This window comes from Mucilaginibacter sp. FW306-07-L, assembly GCF_058782065.1.
The window spans coordinates 212,443-231,606 of record NZ_JBYSXI010000001.1 but is presented as its reverse complement, the minus strand read 5'-3'; the positions used below and the strand labels follow the sequence as shown (position 1 = coordinate 231,606).

At 45.0% G+C, this 19,164-nt stretch carries 21 protein-coding genes; 7 read left to right on the top strand and 14 right to left on the bottom strand.

Going from position 1 to position 19,164, the window contains the following annotated elements; all coding sequences use genetic code 11:
- Window positions 1-3: 3 nt before the first annotated feature.
- The 5 genes from AC3WJC_RS01055 to AC3WJC_RS01035 all read right to left on the bottom strand — a co-directional run bounded on the left by AC3WJC_RS01055 (window position 4) and on the right by AC3WJC_RS01035 (window position 6,764).
- A complete protein-coding gene (locus tag AC3WJC_RS01055) occupies window positions 4-1,503 on the bottom strand; it encodes a Y-family DNA polymerase (RefSeq protein WP_492397213.1) in 1,500 nt (499 codons plus the stop codon).
- 4 nt (window positions 1,504-1,507) lie between these two features.
- Entirely contained in the window at window positions 1,508-2,248 is a 741-nt protein-coding gene (locus AC3WJC_RS01050) for an ImuA family protein (RefSeq protein ID WP_492397212.1), read from the bottom strand.
- A gap of 113 nt (window positions 2,249-2,361) precedes the next feature.
- Window positions 2,362-5,655, bottom strand: coding sequence for a DEAD/DEAH box helicase (locus tag AC3WJC_RS01045; protein ID WP_492397211.1), 3,294 nt, complete (start codon window positions 5,653-5,655; stop codon window positions 2,362-2,364).
- A gap of 1 nt (window position 5,656) precedes the next feature.
- On the bottom strand, window positions 5,657-6,466 hold the full coding sequence (locus AC3WJC_RS01040; RefSeq protein WP_492397210.1) for a hypothetical protein: 810 nt from the start codon (window positions 6,464-6,466) through the stop codon (window positions 5,657-5,659).
- Window positions 6,467-6,578: 112 nt separating this feature from the next.
- Complete coding sequence (locus tag AC3WJC_RS01035; RefSeq protein ID WP_492397209.1) at window positions 6,579-6,764, bottom strand: hypothetical protein; 186 nt, start codon at window positions 6,762-6,764, stop codon at window positions 6,579-6,581.
- 230 nt (window positions 6,765-6,994) lie between these two features.
- Here AC3WJC_RS01035 and AC3WJC_RS01030 point away from each other — a divergent pair, with 230 nt between their 5' ends.
- From AC3WJC_RS01030 to AC3WJC_RS01005, 6 genes are all read left to right on the top strand, one after another.
- Window positions 6,995-7,192 (top strand): hypothetical protein, encoded by a 198-nt coding sequence (locus AC3WJC_RS01030; RefSeq protein ID WP_492397208.1) that lies wholly within the window; start codon window positions 6,995-6,997, stop codon window positions 7,190-7,192.
- Window positions 7,193-7,231: 39 nt separating this feature from the next.
- Window positions 7,232-8,134 (top strand): DUF8464 domain-containing protein, encoded by a 903-nt coding sequence (locus AC3WJC_RS01025; protein WP_492397207.1) that lies wholly within the window; start codon window positions 7,232-7,234, stop codon window positions 8,132-8,134.
- Between the two features lie 96 nt (window positions 8,135-8,230).
- On the top strand, window positions 8,231-8,608 hold the full coding sequence (locus AC3WJC_RS01020) for a DUF2958 domain-containing protein (protein WP_492397206.1): 378 nt from the start codon (window positions 8,231-8,233) through the stop codon (window positions 8,606-8,608).
- 213 nt (window positions 8,609-8,821) lie between these two features.
- Window positions 8,822-9,742, top strand: coding sequence for an ArdC family protein (locus AC3WJC_RS01015; RefSeq protein ID WP_492397205.1), 921 nt, complete (start codon window positions 8,822-8,824; stop codon window positions 9,740-9,742).
- Between the two features lie 296 nt (window positions 9,743-10,038).
- The gene (locus tag AC3WJC_RS01010; RefSeq protein ID WP_492397204.1) at window positions 10,039-10,413 is read left to right on the top strand and encodes a DUF2958 domain-containing protein; all 375 of its coding nucleotides are present in this window, start codon (window positions 10,039-10,041) and stop codon (window positions 10,411-10,413) included.
- 83 nt (window positions 10,414-10,496) lie between these two features.
- Window positions 10,497-10,745 carry a hypothetical protein gene (locus AC3WJC_RS01005; RefSeq protein ID WP_492397203.1) on the top strand — a complete coding sequence of 83 codons (249 nt, stop codon included), beginning with the start codon at window positions 10,497-10,499 and terminating at the stop codon, window positions 10,743-10,745.
- A gap of 30 nt (window positions 10,746-10,775) precedes the next feature.
- Here the strand turns inward: AC3WJC_RS01005 and AC3WJC_RS01000 are convergent, their stop codons facing one another.
- The 9 genes from AC3WJC_RS01000 to AC3WJC_RS00960 form a co-directional block, all read right to left on the bottom strand.
- Complete coding sequence (locus tag AC3WJC_RS01000; protein WP_492397202.1) at window positions 10,776-11,150, bottom strand: hypothetical protein; 375 nt, start codon at window positions 11,148-11,150, stop codon at window positions 10,776-10,778.
- Window positions 11,134-13,881 (bottom strand): MobF family relaxase, encoded by a 2,748-nt coding sequence (gene mobF, locus AC3WJC_RS00995; protein WP_492397201.1) that lies wholly within the window; start codon window positions 13,879-13,881, stop codon window positions 11,134-11,136. The genes AC3WJC_RS01000 and mobF overlap by 17 nt, the downstream gene beginning before the upstream one ends.
- 88 nt (window positions 13,882-13,969) lie before the next feature.
- Window positions 13,970-14,431 carry a hypothetical protein gene (locus AC3WJC_RS00990; RefSeq protein WP_492397200.1) on the bottom strand — a complete coding sequence of 154 codons (462 nt, stop codon included), beginning with the start codon at window positions 14,429-14,431 and terminating at the stop codon, window positions 13,970-13,972.
- Window positions 14,432-14,579: 148 nt separating this feature from the next.
- Window positions 14,580-15,362 (bottom strand): hypothetical protein, encoded by a 783-nt coding sequence (locus AC3WJC_RS00985; protein WP_492397199.1) that lies wholly within the window; start codon window positions 15,360-15,362, stop codon window positions 14,580-14,582.
- A 26-nt stretch (window positions 15,363-15,388) separates the two neighbouring features.
- Window positions 15,389-16,885: a type IV secretory system conjugative DNA transfer family protein gene (locus tag AC3WJC_RS00980; protein ID WP_492397198.1), complete on the bottom strand. Its 1,497-nt coding sequence runs from the start codon at window positions 16,883-16,885 to the stop codon at window positions 15,389-15,391.
- 9 nt (window positions 16,886-16,894) lie between these two features.
- On the bottom strand, window positions 16,895-17,752 hold the full coding sequence (locus AC3WJC_RS00975; protein ID WP_492397197.1) for a hypothetical protein: 858 nt from the start codon (window positions 17,750-17,752) through the stop codon (window positions 16,895-16,897).
- Window positions 17,753-17,763: 11 nt separating this feature from the next.
- Window positions 17,764-18,069, bottom strand: a complete 306-nt coding sequence (locus AC3WJC_RS00970) for a helix-turn-helix domain-containing protein (protein WP_492397196.1) — start codon at window positions 18,067-18,069, stop codon at window positions 17,764-17,766.
- 55 nt (window positions 18,070-18,124) lie between these two features.
- Complete coding sequence (locus AC3WJC_RS00965) at window positions 18,125-18,313, bottom strand: hypothetical protein (RefSeq protein ID WP_492397195.1); 189 nt, start codon at window positions 18,311-18,313, stop codon at window positions 18,125-18,127.
- 89 nt (window positions 18,314-18,402) lie between these two features.
- Window positions 18,403-18,615: a hypothetical protein gene (locus AC3WJC_RS00960; protein ID WP_492397194.1), complete on the bottom strand. Its 213-nt coding sequence runs from the start codon at window positions 18,613-18,615 to the stop codon at window positions 18,403-18,405.
- A 143-nt stretch (window positions 18,616-18,758) separates the two neighbouring features.
- On the opposite strand from AC3WJC_RS00960, the gene AC3WJC_RS00955 reads away from it, so the two are divergent.
- Window positions 18,759-19,112: a hypothetical protein gene (locus AC3WJC_RS00955; protein ID WP_492397193.1), complete on the top strand. Its 354-nt coding sequence runs from the start codon at window positions 18,759-18,761 to the stop codon at window positions 19,110-19,112.
- The last annotated feature ends 52 nt before the right edge of the window (window positions 19,113-19,164 follow it).

The window sequence follows — 19,164 nt, the reverse complement described above, 5'->3', positions numbered from 1 at the left end:
CAGTTACGCAAAAAATCCATGTAAAAACCACTCCGTCCGTTCCGCACCATAGTGCCCTGAACGAAATACCCAATAACGATTGCCAGTCTGATCTTCGACCTGGTAATAATCGCGGTGCTCACCTTCATCCAGCCACCACTCGCGCTCTACCCGTTCAGGGCCGTCCGCGCGTTTGATATAATGGGTTTTATTTTTGTACCGAAACAGCATTGGGGGATGATCGGGTATCGGTGCCGTTACAAGAATAGCTTCAGGCCGACGTAATAACTGCATTGGACGCTGCGCATCCTTGCGCCAGCTTGTTTGTGGTTGTTCTTTCGGATTTGCCGTCGGTTTTAACGACCGTTCCGGCCAGTAACGTTCCTGCGGCAGGTAGCGATGGATGGCTTGTGGCCCGATCTTTCCGGCAACCCGGTCAAGAAACTCCAGAATACCATTGGCCTGTAAGCCAGGCTTTGCCGCCCACAATGCATTCTGTGTAACATCAATATCTTCAACTCGTAATGCTTCCAGTACAAACAGTTCAATGCCTAAGGCCGGTTCAATGGTGCCGATTTTTTCTTCAAACAGTTTCATCAAGTGTTCGACGTTGCAATTGGCCTGATTAGTTCCAATCTCTATTTTCTGAACTTTGCCGTCGACACGATAGGTTGCAAGAACAGCAGTACGAATTCCTTTGCCCTCGCTGATTAGCCGCTGTCCCAAGTTTTCCAAAAGCTGACGCAGGGCAATTTCAATACCCGGCCTTGTGCGTATGGGTTCGAGGCTTGGAAGCCGTTCCTGGTAAGCTTCGGGAACAATGATGGGTTTAATATATTCCTCGACTTCGCCAAAAGCCTGCATCATTCGTAATAACAGCATATCGCCAAACCTTCGCCGTAAACTGCTAAAGGGAATTGAGGCAAAACTTTCAATACGCCGAAAGCCCAATTTATGCAGCTTATCCAGTATCACGCTATCCAGTCGCAGGGCGACCGGCGGCAACTGCATAAGGGAAGATTTATGTTGACCCGAAGGGATAACAGTATTGCGCTGGCCATAGCGTGCTATTGCCCACGCTGCGCCGACAGTATCAGCAATTGCCGCCCGGACAGTATATCCCTTTGCTTTAAAACGGCTGACAACATCTTCAAGATATTCCTGTTCACCGCCCCAGAGATGGGTACAGCCCGTGCAGTTAAATAACAGGCCATCAGGCAGGTCAAGGGCGACAATTGGCGTATAGCGAATGCACCATTTACCAATTGCGCTTAACAACTTTGCTTCTCTGCCAGGGCTATCGTCCAATACTTTGACATTGCGAATAATCGCTTTGGCATCGGCCACGCGCATTCCAACATTTAAACCCTCAGCTTCGGCTATATGGTTAAGTGCCGTAATGATGATACGGTTTTGCTCTGATATGGCGAATACGACCGGAACATTCGCAAGCTCCGGCCTACGCAACATAAGCCAATCGGTTTTTAACCGGCAAAACCATAAAGCCATAAAGCGCCGTTCCATGTGCTCATCCTGCCTTTCTAATTTGATGAGGGACCGGAACACTGACCGCCGACTGGCTGTTCAGTGATATGAATTTATTGCCGTGCCATTCGAGTTGCCATGTACCAGGGTTGCCGTTTTTGACTTTCAGTAATTCGACCTTCCATCGTGGAAAGCCAACCCCAGGCAAGCCTTCTTCCGGCTCGGTCGGCAATGCGGTGATACGCCAGCGCGCAGCGCAGGCGGTGGGATTAAGTTTTTCAGGATCAGTTCGTAACAAAAAGCCGGTTACATGGCTTTCTTCAACGGCCAGCTGCAAGCGCCTTGACTGAGTAAAGCTTAACTCGCTTAATTCAGCGATAACTGCCGTAAAGCCGCAGCACTTCAAAGCTTCTTCAACGATCCACAGCACTTCTTTTTCACGGGCAGCATCAATAAAGATAATCTGATCGGGTTCAATTCCGAAGGTTTTAAGGGCGGGCGGAAACAACATGCGCTTTGTGCTTACCCAGACGCAAACGCCGCCATTGTTTGCCAGGGAAGCCAACAGGCCGGTAATAAAGCCCCCACTAACCGCAGATTGCTCACCTGGTTCACAAAGGAATTCATGCAGCATTCCTGTCGGTAAAATTCCGGTTGGAAACGCAGCTTCAATATGTTCAAGTCCCGGAATATGCGCAGCATCAGTAGCCGCAGGCTTGAAGCCCTGCTTTAGCAGAATATCATTCCGCAACTGCTCGATAATGTCTTGCTTTGTCCGACTCATCCTTGTAAGTATATATTCCTATGATAGGAATGTAAAGACAAAGATATGCTAAAAATATTAGCAAAATCAAGTAATAGTTTATCCTCTTTAAAATATTATATCTGAAATAAAATTTAAGCTAAAAAGCCGCTAAGGATCTGTAGCAAGTTTATGTAAGGCATATCATGAGGGAGTAACAACCCTGCAAACTGTGATTTAAATTCGGTATGCGCGCTAACTCTAGTTCTGTAGCGGGTTTTCGTTATCTGCATGTAGGCTAATAATTCCGGAGTTTCGGAACCTTGCGAAATAGCACTAGGCAGACACTCAAGTACTGCTAATGCCTCTAATATAAAGCCTCGATCTTCTGCAATTTTCTTTACAATTTGCACAATAAAGGTTGAAAAATAAGATAAGCAGCGAGGCGCAATATTTGTAGCTACTTCGCGAGCTTTAGGGCAAGTTATTTTCAGCCCAGCAAGGGTTCCTCCCATGGCTCGTTCAACATCCGCCAGAGTTTCGCCTTTTAACCAAGATATCATCCCCTTTTTAAGAGTAGACATTATTGCTAAATAATTGGTAGGCGTTACGCCTTGAACTCCCCCAATGGTTTTTAATGGAAGAAAGTCAACTCCGAAGCAGAATCTCCCAGCACTTTCATTGGAAGCCAACCAATCAAGCATCCATTCTGTCCAGCTTAATATGGTTATTGGCAGATTGTCATAACTCTCATTGAGTGATTTGTGTAGGTCGTTAAGTATCTCAGGGGATATACCCGATTGAATTGATAGTTGCCGCAACCAGTCAGGTAAATCAAGTTTTTGGTCAATTTCGTCTATTCGCTTGATAAAAGCTTCTAAAGCCGACTCAAATGATTCAAGTTCCTGATGTTTTTGTGCAATAAAATGTCCAAGCGAACGTTTGAATAATCCCTCTATTGAATTTGTTTGATTACCACTGTTACCCAATCGATTAATTAAATACTCAGTGTCTGCATTTAACGGTAAGTGTTGTTGAATTTGATCTAGAATTCTTCTTAAAGGATCAACGATAGCTACACATCGCTCATCTTCTGGGATTATTGATTGAAGTACACTATGCGCATTCCTTTCTGGCACATTGTCTGTAAAGGCGATTAGATTTCGCGGTACAAGTATTACTAGACCATTGGCAAGATACCCAGCACGTCCAGCTCGACCAGCGGCATTCAATAACTCATGCGCTTTCATGGGTTCTTGAGTTATATAAGCTCCGCCTAACGAAGCACGTTCATCCGCCGATAAAATGGCTACTTGTGCTGGTAAATTCATTCCTTGAGACAGAGTCGTCGTTGCGTAGATGATTCTTGCTCCGTCATTCCTGCTAAATAAACTTTCAGCAAGTTGTCTCTCATGAGAAATCAAATCGGCGTGATGTGGCACAGCACATGAAATATTATGCATTATTGAATATGCTGGATCACCGAACTCTGCTTCAATACTTTTAAATAACCGCGCTTCATGGGCGTTATAATTAACAGTAAAGCCAAGTTCTTCACCTGTCTCGCGCGCGGATTTGTTCACCCATGCAGTATTGTTCATAAAAACAATCGTTTTTAAACCAGCCCGGGCTGAAGCGATTGCCACTTTTCGAGATACACCGTTTCCATTCGTTTTTGCAATAACGGAGCGATTACTCGTAAATTCATAATTAAGAGAATAAGCTTCTTCCGCCAGTTTCCGGAGGCGAATATCTTGCGGTTGATCCGGATGCCAATTATTGACCAGACCAAATAACGCATAAGGAACAGCTTTTAATAAATTTTTTGGTGCTGTTTGTAGGCCGCTTGTGGGACTTTCTCCACGAGACAATGCACTTTTATCTAAATCTGACTGAAGTGTTGTAGCGGCATTTTCTACGGCTTCTATGTCCTGTCTCGAATAAATAACAACGCCACGCGCTTGTCTACTTGGTTTCCATACAAGTTCTAACGAAATACACGTTTTATCTGTTAACTCTTCAATCCATTCTGCAAATAATTCTGAGCTGTCAATCATCGCTGAAAGAAACAGAAAATCTACTTCAGGTAGCAAAGAGGCTAATCGAAGTATTACTAACATTCCATCAAGCGCACGTCGCAAACTTCCAGATTCAGCCGAAAGACTATGACATTCATCAAATATTACTAAACCTATTCCTTCAAACGCGTCAGGATTGAAGTTTAAGACCGCAAGACACTTTTCGGGAGTCATAATCGAAAGGTCTGAAAGTGAACCCTTAATGGCAGTTAACAAGTCTGTATCAATGTCTACATCCATGCCAAAAATCTCTGGCGGCAAGGATTCCGCTAAATCACGACGTAGTTGATCCACTAAAGCATTTGTGGGTGCTAGAAATAAAACTTGCTTGCCAGATGCAAGCGTTGCTGCGATTTTAAACTCTGAGATCGTAGTTTTTCCCGCCCCAGTGGGTAACACCAAAATAGCTGAATTGCCTGGCAGATGAAATCCTTTTTCAATAGCCACTTTATGATTCGGCCACAGCAAGGGCTTTTGTAAAGCGCGAAAATTTAGCCATTTCCACCAAATATCAGGATCTGCGCCATCAGGTGCCGGCAACAATAAAATAGAAGCATCTAACAGAGTAGGACCTAAGCTATCTAATAAAGTTGCCAAATGGGCTGGGCCTGGATATGTTGATAAGTAACCGCCATTTAATCCAGGAATATCAAATTGTCGGGTGCTTAGTTGGATTACTTGTTGGAATATTGACATTGAACTATCGACAACACGGCCGGAAAATTCTGACGGATTTTCTCCTAATATTGTTGCTGCGAGCAATTCTAGCCCTTCTAATATAAGTTCATATAAGTGAGAAGTCGCACGATCAGGATATACTTCTTCCGTCTGGATTGTATTAGCCTCGTTTCGGCGTGATTTTGCACGTCTAATGATGCTCCCGAATCTTTCCTGAACAAAGTCGACAAGTGATGCGGATAATTGCTGTATGACAAAAGGTGCAGCTTGACTAACGCCGTTAAATCTCAATATCGCTTCACGAGCATCAGGTAATTGTTGAGCGAAAAGAAATAATAAAGCTGCAGCCATATCACCATTGATATGGTCTCGATTAAATACATTGTCATCGATCTGTTCTTCGTCTTTTGATTGCAAAGTTTTCCCTAGAATTTGATACGCACTAGCAGCCACAAATGCGGATGCTCGGCCAGTAGCCCTATCGCTAGTGGTGACGGCAATACTCTCATAGCTATTGGCAATTACAACTAAGCGTTCAATTGAGTCTATCGCGTTATCGTCAGTAATACCCCTGACACGTTCCGTAACTAACTGAGTATAAATTTCGGTGAGTAAGCGCGGGAGATCGTTTGCATCAATGCCTGATACAGAAGGTGCGCTTTTAAGTAATTTGGAGGATTCCGGGTCGAACATATCAAAGGCTATTTATTACTTTTTGTGTAAAATCCTCAAACCAGTCACGCATATTAGCCGCAGTAATAAATGTACAACCGATGCGTGCCGATTGGTTGATGCCCGCGAGTTTGTTATATTTTTTGAATATTCTTCCTCTTTCGGTTTGATTATCTTCCGTCAACTCAATTGTTAAACTGGAACGATATTGGCGAACGCTCATCCCGACTGATTTTGCTGCGATGGCATTGAGTGTTCCGGCTTTGAACTCTTGACGGAGCATGGTTGTAGCACTTTCTAGAACCTTTCGATGGTTAATGTGATGTGCTTTTAGTGCAGGAATGGTGACATAGGAAAACGTATGTTCAGCATTTTCAGTGCATTTGTCCTCAAAGACAGTAGTGCTTACAATATCTGTTTTAGCGGCATTTAATTCAATCATTAAACCGTCAAGCCCCTGCGTTGTGGAACCTATATGAGGATCACGTAGTAGTGTATCTGCGGAACTGTGTTTACGCGCAACAATCCAGGATATCGCTTCGAACAGCACGCCATCTCGCTGCCATTTTGCAGTATTCCGCTCCTCCTTCCCTGTTGAAGGATCAATTTTCAGCGTTAACGCTTTTATTACGCTTGCTTTCATATCGGCATCCTGTGCAGCAGTGTAAACAATCTTATCAACTGTTATATTTTGCAAAACTGCTTCAGCATGCCCAAACTCGCATTTCATAACCAATCCAACGAGGCGAGCAAGCTCATTTTCATTGGTAATAACCCAGCGGTTACCTGTACTATCAAAATCAATAGGAACTGTGGTGGCAGTAATAGGCATAGGATAATTTTCTCGAATTTAGTTGATTTATTGAAATTGAGCAACTGCTCATATTTTAATTGTTTTGTAGCATCGGAGAAGCAACGTTGTTCGTGTGATAAAGCCTACTTGATTACGCTTCTGGATCGTTTTGGGCAGACGCAAAGGATAAGGCAATAAGTTTTAGTTCTTGTTTTTTGTGCGTTTCGACTAGTTCCCTATAGATGCGTTGAAAGAAAACCAGATATTCATCTCCGAATGTTTTTACTAGCCTCGCTGCCGCGTAATGTGCTTTTTGCAAATCTTCGATGTGAACCATCGTAACTCCTGCGTTTTATGAATTATCCTGTGGGAGATTTTATCTAATTTTCTTTAACAGACGTTCCTGATTTTACTTTGTCAACGATAAGCTTAGATCATGTCTTACGCATACTTAGGTGTGCTTATACATATCACATCGTTGATTTACAGAATTTTGTTTGACAATCACAGGTTGCTTTCATTATGACAGGCCGCGTTATTACGCAGCATTAGCACGGAAGGGAAAGTATGAATAACGAAGAAGAAATTTTTATAAATCGAAAGCAGGCTTCCAGACGAACCGGGTTTTCTCCAAAATCATATTCAACCTGGGATTCAAGAAAAACCTATGACCTTAAGCCGCAGATCCGCAAAGGCGTGATTGTCTATCGACAATCAATCATCGATGCCCACGCGGAAAGCCGTCGTCTCATCAGACAAGCCTAAAAATTAAAAAACCATAATAGTTATACAAGGAGCGCCCAAATGAATATTGAGCAGGCGAAAGCCATCGCTATTGCCGAAATTTTATTAAAACTTGATCTTAAACCAGCCAACGAAACTGAAACTGACGCGACCTTTTACTCTCCGTTCCGAAATGAACGCACACCGAGCTTTCATGTTCAGAAAGGAAGCAATGTCTGGTTCGATCATGGAGAGGGCATCGGCGGCAACGCCTTTGAACTCGTCGTACAGATCCTAAAGTTTCAGGGGTATGGCTATCGCCCGGAAGACGCGCTGCGCTGGCTTCGCAATACCGATCTTGACCCGACGCAGTTCAAACCACGTGATCTGGTACGGGAAAAGAAAAGCAAGTGGAAGCTGGTTCAGGAAATGGAACTCGAAAATCTTATCCTGATCCGCTACCTCGAACAGCGCGGTATCAACGTAAAACTAGCAAGAAAATTTGTTCAGGAAGTATATGTCCGGCACTCAAACGGCCGCACCCGCATGTATGCGCTTGGGTTTAAAAACGAAGATGGGGGATATGAATTGCGAAACCGTCTGATGAAAAGCTCTCTTTCGCCTAAGACGATCAGCTTTATCCGCGCCGATGACCCAAAGCCGGATGCTGTGATGATCTTCGAAGGTTTCATGGATTTCCTCACTTACCTAACCCTGAAAAAAGGGAAGCTGATACACGATATAATCGTTCTCAATTCCGTTGCCTGCGTTGACCACGCCATACGGTACATTAAAAACTATGGCTACCAGTACGCTTACACTTGGATGGATAATGACAAAGCGGGTTCAGCTGCGCAACGGCGCTTTGATGATTTTATTCTTACCGAGCCTGGTCTCACGCATAAGCCTTTAAATTATCTTTATCAAGATCACAAAGATTTAAATGCCTGGCACATGAATGCTATCAGCCTAAAGCCGAATTAATCAGACTTGAATCCAAATGCTCATCGGATCTGGGCTTATCAACGTAATGAAACCTGAACAGCAAGATATTTAACAGACTAACAGAATGGAGATAGGATGAACCTATTTACCCCAGCACAGCGCGAACAACTTTTAAATAACGGCGCTAATCCAGACAGGAACCATCAGCCGGTTGTTCGGCTATTTCTGAGTAATACGTCCTGCACGTGGCTTATAAACGAACTTTATGCCGACGAGCCTGATCTTGCCTTTGGCCTATGTGATCTAGGTTTTGCTTTCCCCGAACTTGGTTACTGCTATCTGCCGGAAGTGCAGGATGCAGAAAATCCAGATGCGGGTATCATTTTACAAATAGACGAGGCATTTAAAGGCAATTATGGCATGTCTGTTTATGCAGATGCCGCCCATGTATCGCGACGCATAGTCACCGATGACGTAACACTTACGCGATTCGTTCCAAAGCCCACACGTTAAATTTTAAGGCGTCTTGCAACAGTTTTATAATACTTTCCCTCGTTGCGAATGATGGTTGCGAAGCGGTGATAACCAAAGCCGTTCCTCACGCAAATATTATTTTCGCTCTGCCTCCGGCATTCACCCGCCCAACCAAAATAACATGTTGCATTCGTCGCTAAGCCTTTGGTTTGGCATCACCTCTAACCATCGCAACGACAGAAAGGGTTTTATATGACTGCCGCAATAAGCACAAAATCTAAAAAACATGTGCGTCAAGACACGCATCAGCAAATTACAGATATTATCATAGAACAGCTTGAACAGGGCGTTGTTCCCTGGCAGCAGCCCTGGAAAAGCAACAACCCGGCTTTGAACGGTTTACCGTTTAATACCTCCACCGGCAATAAGTATCGCGGGGTCAACATTCTGCTTTTATGGACTGCCATGCTAAAAAACAACTTTGAAACCAATGAATGGGGAACTTTCAACCACTGGAAGGCAAAAGGCGAATACATTCGCAAAGGCGAAAAGCAGAAGGCCATGATCATTAAATACGGCAAACGCGAAGTAGAGGTCGACGGCGAAACCGAGGAAGTCGGCTACGTCCAGCGATTCTGGGTCTTTAACCGCAGTCAGCTACAAAGCTGGAAGGCGGATGAAACAGAACTGGCTCCGCAAACGACATCGGCTGAACCTTTTGAGCGACACGCCGTTTTAGACGAGTTTGTTGCGAACACTGGAGCGGTTATCATGTGCTATGACGGTGACCCCTGTTATAACCGAGTCGATGACAAAATCCGCCTGCCTTACCTTGAAAAATTTATTGATACCAATTCAGTAACCGCTGTTGAAGGCTATTATTCGACATTACTGCATGAGCTAACTCACTGGTCTGGTGCGCCGCACCGCCTTAACCGAGTAAAGGGCAAAAGGTTCGGCGATAGCGAATACGCGTATGAAGAGCTGGTCGCTGAGCTCGGCGCATCATTTATTTGTGCAGAACACAATATCTCGATCCTGCAAAAAGGAGATCATGCCGCTTATATTGAAACGTGGATTAAGGTCTTAAAAGATAATAAGCAAATGTTGGTAACTGCTGCTGCCGATGCCTCCACAGCCTTTGATTATCTGTATGAACTTCAGCCAACTTAAATCCTGGGCGAATTTGCTGCACGGGGGGTGTCCCCGCGCAGCATTCTTTTTACAACGCCTCACTAAAGTAGCATACCGTGGATTAAATTAGACGGGGAGCAATGTGTTTTCCATTTCTGTTATGACGGATTGAGGAGTTACGGACGGAAATTAACCGAAGTCACTCCGTATGCAAATGTTATTTTCCCCTGCCTGCGGCATTCCTCGCGAAGCAAAATAACAGGTTGCATCCGTCGCTAATACTCCGGTTTTTTCATTTCCTGTAACCATCAACTCCTAACAGAAAAGGAAAACAAATGACCACTCAACTCTTTACCAAATCACAATTCAGCCAGCTCATCAACAATGGCGAATTACCGCACAAAGACTACGCACCAGTGGCACGACTTTATCTGACGAATTCTAACAGCCAATGGTTAATTAGTGAATTATTCTTCAAGCACAATATGGCTTACGGAATTACCGATTTCGGTGATGGTACAATCAAGCTGGGGCTTATCAATCTTTCCAAAATCCGAGGATTGCAGAACGAAGACAAGAAACTGGTCGCTGATCCGCAATTTGCAGGGCGATACAATTTAAGTGTCTACCTTCGAGCCGCCCGCGATGCAACCCGCATTGTTACGGACGAAGACGCATTGATCGAAGCCGAATTGGAACTGAAAGCCTAATAACTGGGCCGTCCGAAACCCCGGACGGCCTTTTTTTCACAAGGAGATTTAAAATGAAATATAGTCCGAACAATCATCCGGATATGGAAGAAGAGGCAATGCACTTAGTCAATATAAGAGATTATAAAGGGTATTTTCAGAGCTTGATTGATTACCCAACGGCAAACGGAACCGAATATCGATGGTGTTTTTATCTTGCCTGGTTTACCAGCGATGACAAGGGTGCTCATATTATGAAATGGGATCGTAGCTATGAAATTATCCCGATCACCGAAGATGGATGCATAATGATCGACGGCAAAGCATATGGCGATAGATATTGGGATCATTGAACGTTGTTGAGAAGCCCTTGTAACAGGGCTTCATTTGCTTTGTAACACCGTTACTTTAGTTACCGTGGTAATATTCTCCGCCAATGCTTTGTACCGCTCGTCAACACATTCAATAATTCGATTTTGCTGATCGAACAGTTCAAGGAAAAGCGGCTGTAACCCATACCCTTCAATTTTGACCGTGCATGAAGTATAGATCAGGTAGATTGCCGGTTCATCGCATCGGTATTGCAGCCGGAGCAGGTAGGCGTAATTAAATGCCTCCGCATTACCATTAGGCAGGAGAAATACTAAATTGCGGTTGTAGCCGCTGTTCGCGTAATAGCGGTTGTCAGCTTTCTCTTCAATCCCGTTCGGATTGTTTTCCTGCATCTGCGCAAATTTCAACTTAAATTCTTGGCTCATATTCATCTATTAAATAATCCTTTTCTGCAGATACGGGCAGTGCTTTATCCGCCATCCGAGGTCGATTTTTAAGGCGGTTTTCCATTTCGGCTCGAACAACGTATTCATTGTCGCCGATACGCTCGCCAACTAATTCCAAAGCGGATGTTCTGTTTCCCAGGTGTAGGGCATGTTCCAAAAGTTTATCTTTATCATCCGTAAAAATCGATATGGCCTGTTTGCCCCGACTGCATGAAACATAAAACTGCTTGGCATCTGTTGCAGAAAAGGTATCGGCAGGCTGGCTGATGATGACCGTGTCCACCGTGCGTCCTTGTGCAGAGTGGCTTGTGCTGCAATAGTCATGGTCGATATGGCCGAAGCCACTGCCTATCCTGTAGTTCGTTTTGCTTACGGGGTTCCGCAAATGGAGTGTGCCGTCTTTGGCAATTCTGCGCACCTCCATTGACTGACCGTTGCTTAACCGCCTGTCATCCAAATCAAAACCACCATTAGTGATTTTCAGCTTATCGCCTTTGGCTAAAGCGATCTGGCGCTGCTGATAGACTTGGAACGCGTTCGCTCTTTGCAGTGGTAACGAGCGGACGGTATTATCTGCATTTTTTATGACGAGGCCGGTTTCGTCAACCTCGATCAGATGCCAAACGCTGCCTCGTTTAATCTGTGGCACGTTCTGATTAAACTGAATGACATGTCCGGGGCGATATTTCCGCCAATCCGTTTTCTCAGCGTCGGTGAAATTGAGGTTCTCCAATCTATTAACGACTATATCCTTTCTACCGATTTTACCGGCCTTTTGCATTTCAGCCCTAATCTCGTTGTTGATTATACGTCCTTGCTTTCGGGTAGGTGATACTGCCAAAACTGTTTCGCCACGCTTTACAGCATCCACATAAGCGGAAACCATCCCCTTGTTTGGCTTTAACGGGTCAACGGTCTTGATAGCGCCCATTTCATCCAGCTTTTCAAAGCCGTCTTCGATATTGCCTTCTGATAGATGTTTCACCGCTGCAAGATATTGGGGGTTGCTCCGCTGGCGATAAATTTTGCTGACCTCGGCTGCCGGGATCTGCCCGATCGTATTGATGACACGCAATCCATCGCCGCGCAAGGTTGCATTGTGTTGTCGGGTATCTCCGCAGTAGATAACCCTAAAGTTCTTTTCATCCGCCAGGCGGAGAAGGGCGGTCATATCCTTGACCCCTAACTGCCCCGCTTCATCGACGACAAGAACCTGATTCTCCAAATTTTTCTGAAACGTGCGATCCGACAAAAGTTTGGCAACAGTTTCGGTATTCTCAAAGCCGTCGGCTGGCATTTGTTCCCGGGCTGACTTTGCCAGGGGGGTTACAAAAAAGACCTTCTTGCCAGCCGTCTGTATGAGGCGGTCAAGTTCTTTCAACGATGTCGTTTTACCTGCACCGGCTACGCCACGCAAAATATTCGTCTGGTGTGGGTTGGTCAGCAAATAGTTGACCGCCTCTTTTTGTTCCCCCTCCAGCTTTATATCGGGCGCAACCGTATAAATCGGCCGGAACCTTCCTTGCCCTTTTCTGGCAAGGTTAACCATTTCACGTTCTTCGGCCAGCACTGCCGTAGTTGTTAAATAGTTCAGGCCATTTTGCTGAACGCAAATCAATCTCTTATCGGAGTTGATGTCCATTTCAATGGCTGCAATTTCGATCTGACGTTCGCCTATACTGTGTTTAATCGCATTGGACATCAGCCGCCGGTCCTGAATAACAGAAGCGCGTTCAAAAGAATGGTCGATTGAGTGATCGACACAGTCTTTAACTGAGAGGAGGGCTTCCCGACTTTTGTCAGCATAACGGATTTTCGCATCCATCTCTCCATCGGCATAAGCGATCTCTTCGTTGATCTGCCTGCGCCACTCTTTTTTTAATTCTTTCATGGAAAGGCCGGTTTGCTTTTTTGCACGGGTTCTTGCACCCAACTCACTTAGTAGTTCTGGATCAGTGATCCCCAAATCCTTAGCCACCTGACCAATTTCATCGGTGCGCTTTGAAAAGTGTCTGATGACGCTTTCAGGTGTTCCTAAAATTTCGTATGCGCTGTCCGTTACCCGGATATCATAGCCGAGGTCAATTAGCCCGTCGGACATGCGTTTCTGGAACCTTGCTTGGTAATAGGGCATATCCCTTTTGATATTACGGAACTGTCCAGCTTTGATCTTGTCTTCGACAGGGTCATATGTTGCGTTAAATACGTAGGCGTGACAGTGCATATGAGGGTCGGGCGGCATATCGCCGACTGGGCGTGAAGTTTGGTGATAAAAAACTGCCGCCACTAGCTCGCCAGTTTTGCGGTCCTCGTTTTTTCCACCCTTACGCACCCTGGTCATGCTGTCGGCTTCTATCTCTTCCAAAGTTGCACTCACGGCCTGCTCGAAACATTTCAGGATATGGCCGTCCTCGCTTAGGGCATGGAGTAGAGACACCGATTTAGGCAAATGAAAGTTGATGTCATAGCCCGTTGTCCTTTCCTCTTTGCTGTAAGGGGTTAAGTTTCTGCCAGTAATAGGGTTAATATTATCGCATAATTTGTAGAAAATTTCTTTTTCGGCAGGCCCGGTTATGCCGAGCCTTTCTGCAAGTCTGCCGGTGAAGAACCCGCGCAACTCCTGATTTTCCGAACCCAGGTAATAATCACCTTTAGCCAGGGCATCAGAAAAATATTTTTTTGCATGGGCGGCCGATGTGCTTTGTATCATCCGTATCATGGCAGGTATATTAAAACAGGGCGCTGAACGCGCCCCGTTATTTTAAGTAAATCATCGATAGTGCAGGTTAGGTCGCTCGTTAATCGAGATCGAAATCGTCAAACTCGGATAAATCATATTCATCCAAATAAGGATTACGGGCGTCATCCTGAATGCCGTACCGTTTATCGTATTCAGCGATATTCCGGTCCAGTTTATCCGCCCAGTAAGTCGAAAATTCGTAACTCTTTCCGCTCCCGGACAACCCTTCTTTCGCTTCTTTATAAGCCTCATCTCCTAAATATAGGTCAATAACCGCTTCAACTCTCGCCGTCGTCGTGGGGCCGTCTTCCCAGGTCTGCATTTCAAAATCTCGCTTCAACCCTATTATCAGACTGGACTTCTCTTTCTGTAGCGCAATTACCCGGCTTTGACTGGTTTCATCGCCTATACATTTTTCGAGTTCAGCGTTGATTAAAAACACATGCTCCTGTGCCTCAAACAGCGGTTGTTCCAGATAGGCGTACTCGGGCGGCATAGGATTTTTTACAAGTTTATTCATCGCATTTAGGGTTAACTTCGTTCGGTTTTAAGTAAAGCCATTGGCGTTAACAGGCGTTCCATTGTGGCCGAAGCTGTGCAGAGGAAATAACTAATGTTTTAGTTTAAAAGTCATCAGACATCTTCCCTTTGCACAGCTAAGGCAGCGTTTAGTAAACTTGCAACGCCTCGTCTTCGACCATTTTTTCAACAACTTTTCGGCGCAAATCAGGATTGCCAGGGAAGCTGCCGTAAGGGCTAAAACCTCTTGTATCTGCCTGCTCTGTATAGGTTAGCGTGTTCATTAATTCTTCGGTACAGATCATTTCGTCGATTTTATCCATGATGAAATCGTCTCCAATTGCATGTGCTGCAAAATAGCTACCTGAGTAAATGATGCCGCAGATGATTATCACATACCCGATGGGCTGTTGAAGTATTGCAAGGGCGATACCGGCAGCAAGAAACAAGGCTGGTTCCAGGAGTGTGGCGACTTGTTTCGGTGTCGGCACCTGGCCTAAGATACTGATCTTATAAAACCGCTCATCAATGATGCCAGGCGACAGGCTGAATTTGGCAAAGTCAAATACTCCCGGTTCGCGCTTTATCTCTTTATGGCGCTGGTAGGCGAAATATAGAAACCCTGCAATCACCATATACCACGAAGGATATCTGATGATTACCTTCCATAAAGCTAAGCCGCCGCCGCCCCAAGGACTCATCATCGACTGAAAATTTTCCTTTAAGTAAGGGATGAAACCAATCAGCAGGGCGATAAATACACAAGTAGACATCGAAAAGGCTCTTTCACCCATTGATTTTCTAACCCAGCACTCGCAAAACAACCTCGGCCAACTGCCTATCGCAATAAACAATCCGAGTAATACACCTTTGAACAATGCATGCCTGCGATAGACCTGATGATAATAAATGTTACGTTTTTCCTTTTTCATGATTTTATTTATTAGTTATTATTTCGTTATGGAATGAAATTCTGTTTGAAGGAGATTTTCTTAAAGTTCTCTCCATTGCGGAAAGCTGCACCCTGCCGGACGATATAAGCTTCGACGACTAAATTGTTTAGCGGAGAGCCCGTTCGCAGGGTCGTGAAATCCTCGGCACGCACTCGGCGTTCAATTTTAGTGCTGACCGTCTGGCCTGCGGAATAGCTATTATTGCTCATGGTCATAGACACCTGCGGCTGAGTGAAAAGACCATCACCTATCATCTCGCTACTGTGGCGGTTTGTCTCCAGATCCGCGTTTGCATGGTAAATTTGCGTTGAAAGCGTACCGAGCAGGGACATAACTTTATGTTGTGATTTTTCACCACCCATGCTTCGGAAATAGTTCGCAAGGTTTTGCGAAATATAAACGGTGGAAATCATTGAACTCCTTGCAGTCGCCTGATATTCAGCATCATGTTCATGGATGAAAGTTTGGGCCTCATCTGCAAACAGGAAAAGTGGCCGACCGCTCTTTGTAACATCGCGGCGCTCAACCGCCTTTTGCCAGATGTATTTGAAAAGGATCTGGCAATCACGCCCGATTTTGTCATACCGTTTTGTTGGCAGGTTCACTAAGATGATTTTTCCCTCAAAACAGTCTTCCGGCCGAAAATTTGAATGATTTCCGCAGAACATCGAGAACACCGGCTCTCTCATCAGCCGAAACAAAAAGCCGGTAAACATGAACTCGATAATCGACCTCGTTTTTTCCGACAGGTCTTTGTAATTATCCATAAAGAATTCATGCACCTGGCCAAAGGTCCTGGCATTCGGTACAGCCTTGTATAACGCTTCGGTATAGGCTTCATCATCAGCCGCCAGTATTTTTCGCGTATCGCCGTCAATGGTTTTCTGCCAGGCAATTTCCTGTTCGACCACTTTCTTTTGTGCCAGGCGATGTGCTTTTTGAAAAGCGGACGGTTTATCGGATGATTGTGGCTTGTTGGGCTTAGGAATACTCCTGACCACAGCGAATAATCGCTCTATGGTTACCTCGCCATAGGCCAGCAAAATCAGATCTAGCGCAGAAATTATCAGGGTATCGAGTGCCCCCTCCCAAAATGCGTCTTCTGATTTTCCTTTGTCCTTTTCCTGGCCTGCCGCGATAACTGTTTTTAGGACGCTGAAAATGTTTTCGGCAAACCCCTGGCGGTCTTCCGTTGTCTTAGAAATATACTGGAGAAAATTGAACGCATAAGCCCCTTCAGGCTCCAGTATAATCAGGTCCTTGCTACGTTTCGAAAGGCGACAATAGCCAACCCAGCTGTCTTTTTCGTCTGTTTTACAGGTCAGCACCAGGCCGCCGAACCCTTCGGCTAAAAAGCGAAGGGCCAAAGCGCGCCCCGATCCCGTCGTTTTGCCACTCCCCACGCCGCCCCATATCTGGATGCCAGCAAAGCACTCCCTTATAGTAAGGGGCGTTTCACCTGGAAAATTGAGTATCGGCGTTTCTAAATTAAATTGTTTCATGTCGGCTTCTTATTCGTCCTTTTGCGGTTCTATATCCTGAATATCCCTTTCGGTGGTGTTCACTCCTTCCGGCGCGTCAATTGACATCTCTGCGGTTTTGACTGGCAATTCGGTTTGCCCAGGGTCTTTCAGTTCAGCAACATATTCTTTCGGCGCTTCGACGTGCCCGGACTTCTGATCGATTGAAAGCTGTTCAGCTTTAACTGGCAGTTCCTTTGCTTTTTCTGCCCGTTCCCCGACAAGGCGCGTTTTTTCAGGGAGACTTTGTATCTGCTCAGGTGATTTTGACCGGGCTTTTGAAACAGGGTTATCTTTTTCGAACTGGTCATAGCCCGCTTTCATTCCTTGTAAATACCCTATCTGAGTCACATTAGCCGATAAGGCCGACTTAATCGCCTCGGGCTGATGTTGCGCCAGCTTATACCCAATGTTAAATCCATTGGTATAGGATTTTTTGCCTGGTGCAGGCAAAGCCTGTTGCTTCACGCGTTGCTGTATCTGACCGAACTCAAAAGCTTTTTTACCCGACACCAGACCTTTGATATAATCCTTATTCATCTTTTTCGACTGGATCAATTGTTCGATCAGTTTCGGTTCGCGTTCGCACAATGCCCGTGCATTGTGGTAGCCATTTTTGAATTGGGGCGTAAACTCCTTTCGGGGTATACCGCGTGAAATTTCCTGTTGATCCCGTGCGGCCTTCATGATTTTTACAAACTCATTGTTCTTGTTTCGGTCGATAACCTTTTCGAGCAGGCGAGGTTCGTACATGCTCAACACATACCCGGCATTGAAAGCCCTGATAAGCCTTTGCTCCGATTCACCACGGGTGAGGCCGGTTTCTTCATGGTCTTTATAGCTATCCATATTCTATGGTTTTAGAAGGTTTCGTATGCGTTATCTTCCAGGAACTCATCAATCGAATCTGAATCGTAAAGAATCAGTTTAGGCGAGGGCATGGCGTATCTAATCAGTCCCTCGTCCCTATAGCTTTGCAGCGTGGTTTTGCTCTTGATCCGCAATTTTAACATGGCCTCCTCGGTGGAAATCCACTTGTCCTTTTTTACACCGGTTTCAGTTTTTAACCGCCGGTATAGCGACTCCAGTAATTCGTAAAAGGCCGTTTCCTCAAGGCATATCACCTGGATATTCGTTGCTGGGCGCGGTGTTTTTAATTGCTCCATTTATTCTTGGTTAAAACCGCCTGCGATCCCTGACCGCAGGCGGTGGTGATGCTGGTTATTTCTTTTTCAGTCGCTCGGCGAGGAATGAGTCGGATGTATTGCTTCCATATTTGTTATGGCCGCCGTTATCGACTATTATTCCATTTCCTGGACGAACGGTAACCGTACTGTTACCGTTCTTGAATTTGTATGGGTCGTTTGTTGACGCATACCCAGCATCATTAATCACTTTTTTCGTGCTCATGGCGATTTTTGATTTGCGTTAGTGCCTACTCTGTTACAGCGTTTTCGGCTAATCCGCTGCCTCTATTTATGGTTTCAGGCGTTTTACCATCAATCTTCCTCGCTTTCCAAATAATGCCACCCTGTGGCCGGGTTGGCGCCATCATCATCGAAAGTGTAATGGACACTGTGCCAAAATTTCCTTGCTGCCTCCATGTCACTTTCGTTGTCTGTAGCAGTGTTCCCTGATTTCATCACCTCATTTCCTTCAGCAGGTGCTGGTGAGGTGCCAATTGGCGATTGTAGTTTTAGTGGCTTGTTCATTTTCAATGAAATTGATATTGACATATTTGAAATGGACTTTATAAGGGGCTTTGGAGGCGGACTATGGACCATACGGATGACTTTTCCATAGTTGTATGTAATTTGTACTGCTCTTTAAATTTGTGTTGACATTTGCATTGATTATGGATATTATCTCGTCGAGGTGTAAAGTGGATCAAGACCGACTTTCCGATAATTGGCGGCTTAAAAGTGTTATCAAGCCAATCGATGAAAATAACTTTGATGCGTATGTTGAACGTTTCGGCCGGGAAAGAGCTCTTGGCTACCTGGATGCGATAGCGGACATGAAAGCCGAAGTCGATTGGATGTTGTTCCACACTACCCCTGACAGTGGGGGGTGGCGCAGAACCGAATCTAAAACGGCAAAGTTGTTGAGAGACTTTCAAAAGCAAAAAAATCAATTTGTAAATTCTATATTGAATCATACGATTTGTAAAAATGACCTCGTTATCGTTAAGAAGCTTAAGCAAAAGTGACCCATTTTTTATGGGGGAGAGAATTATATAAATTATATAAAAGTTTATATAA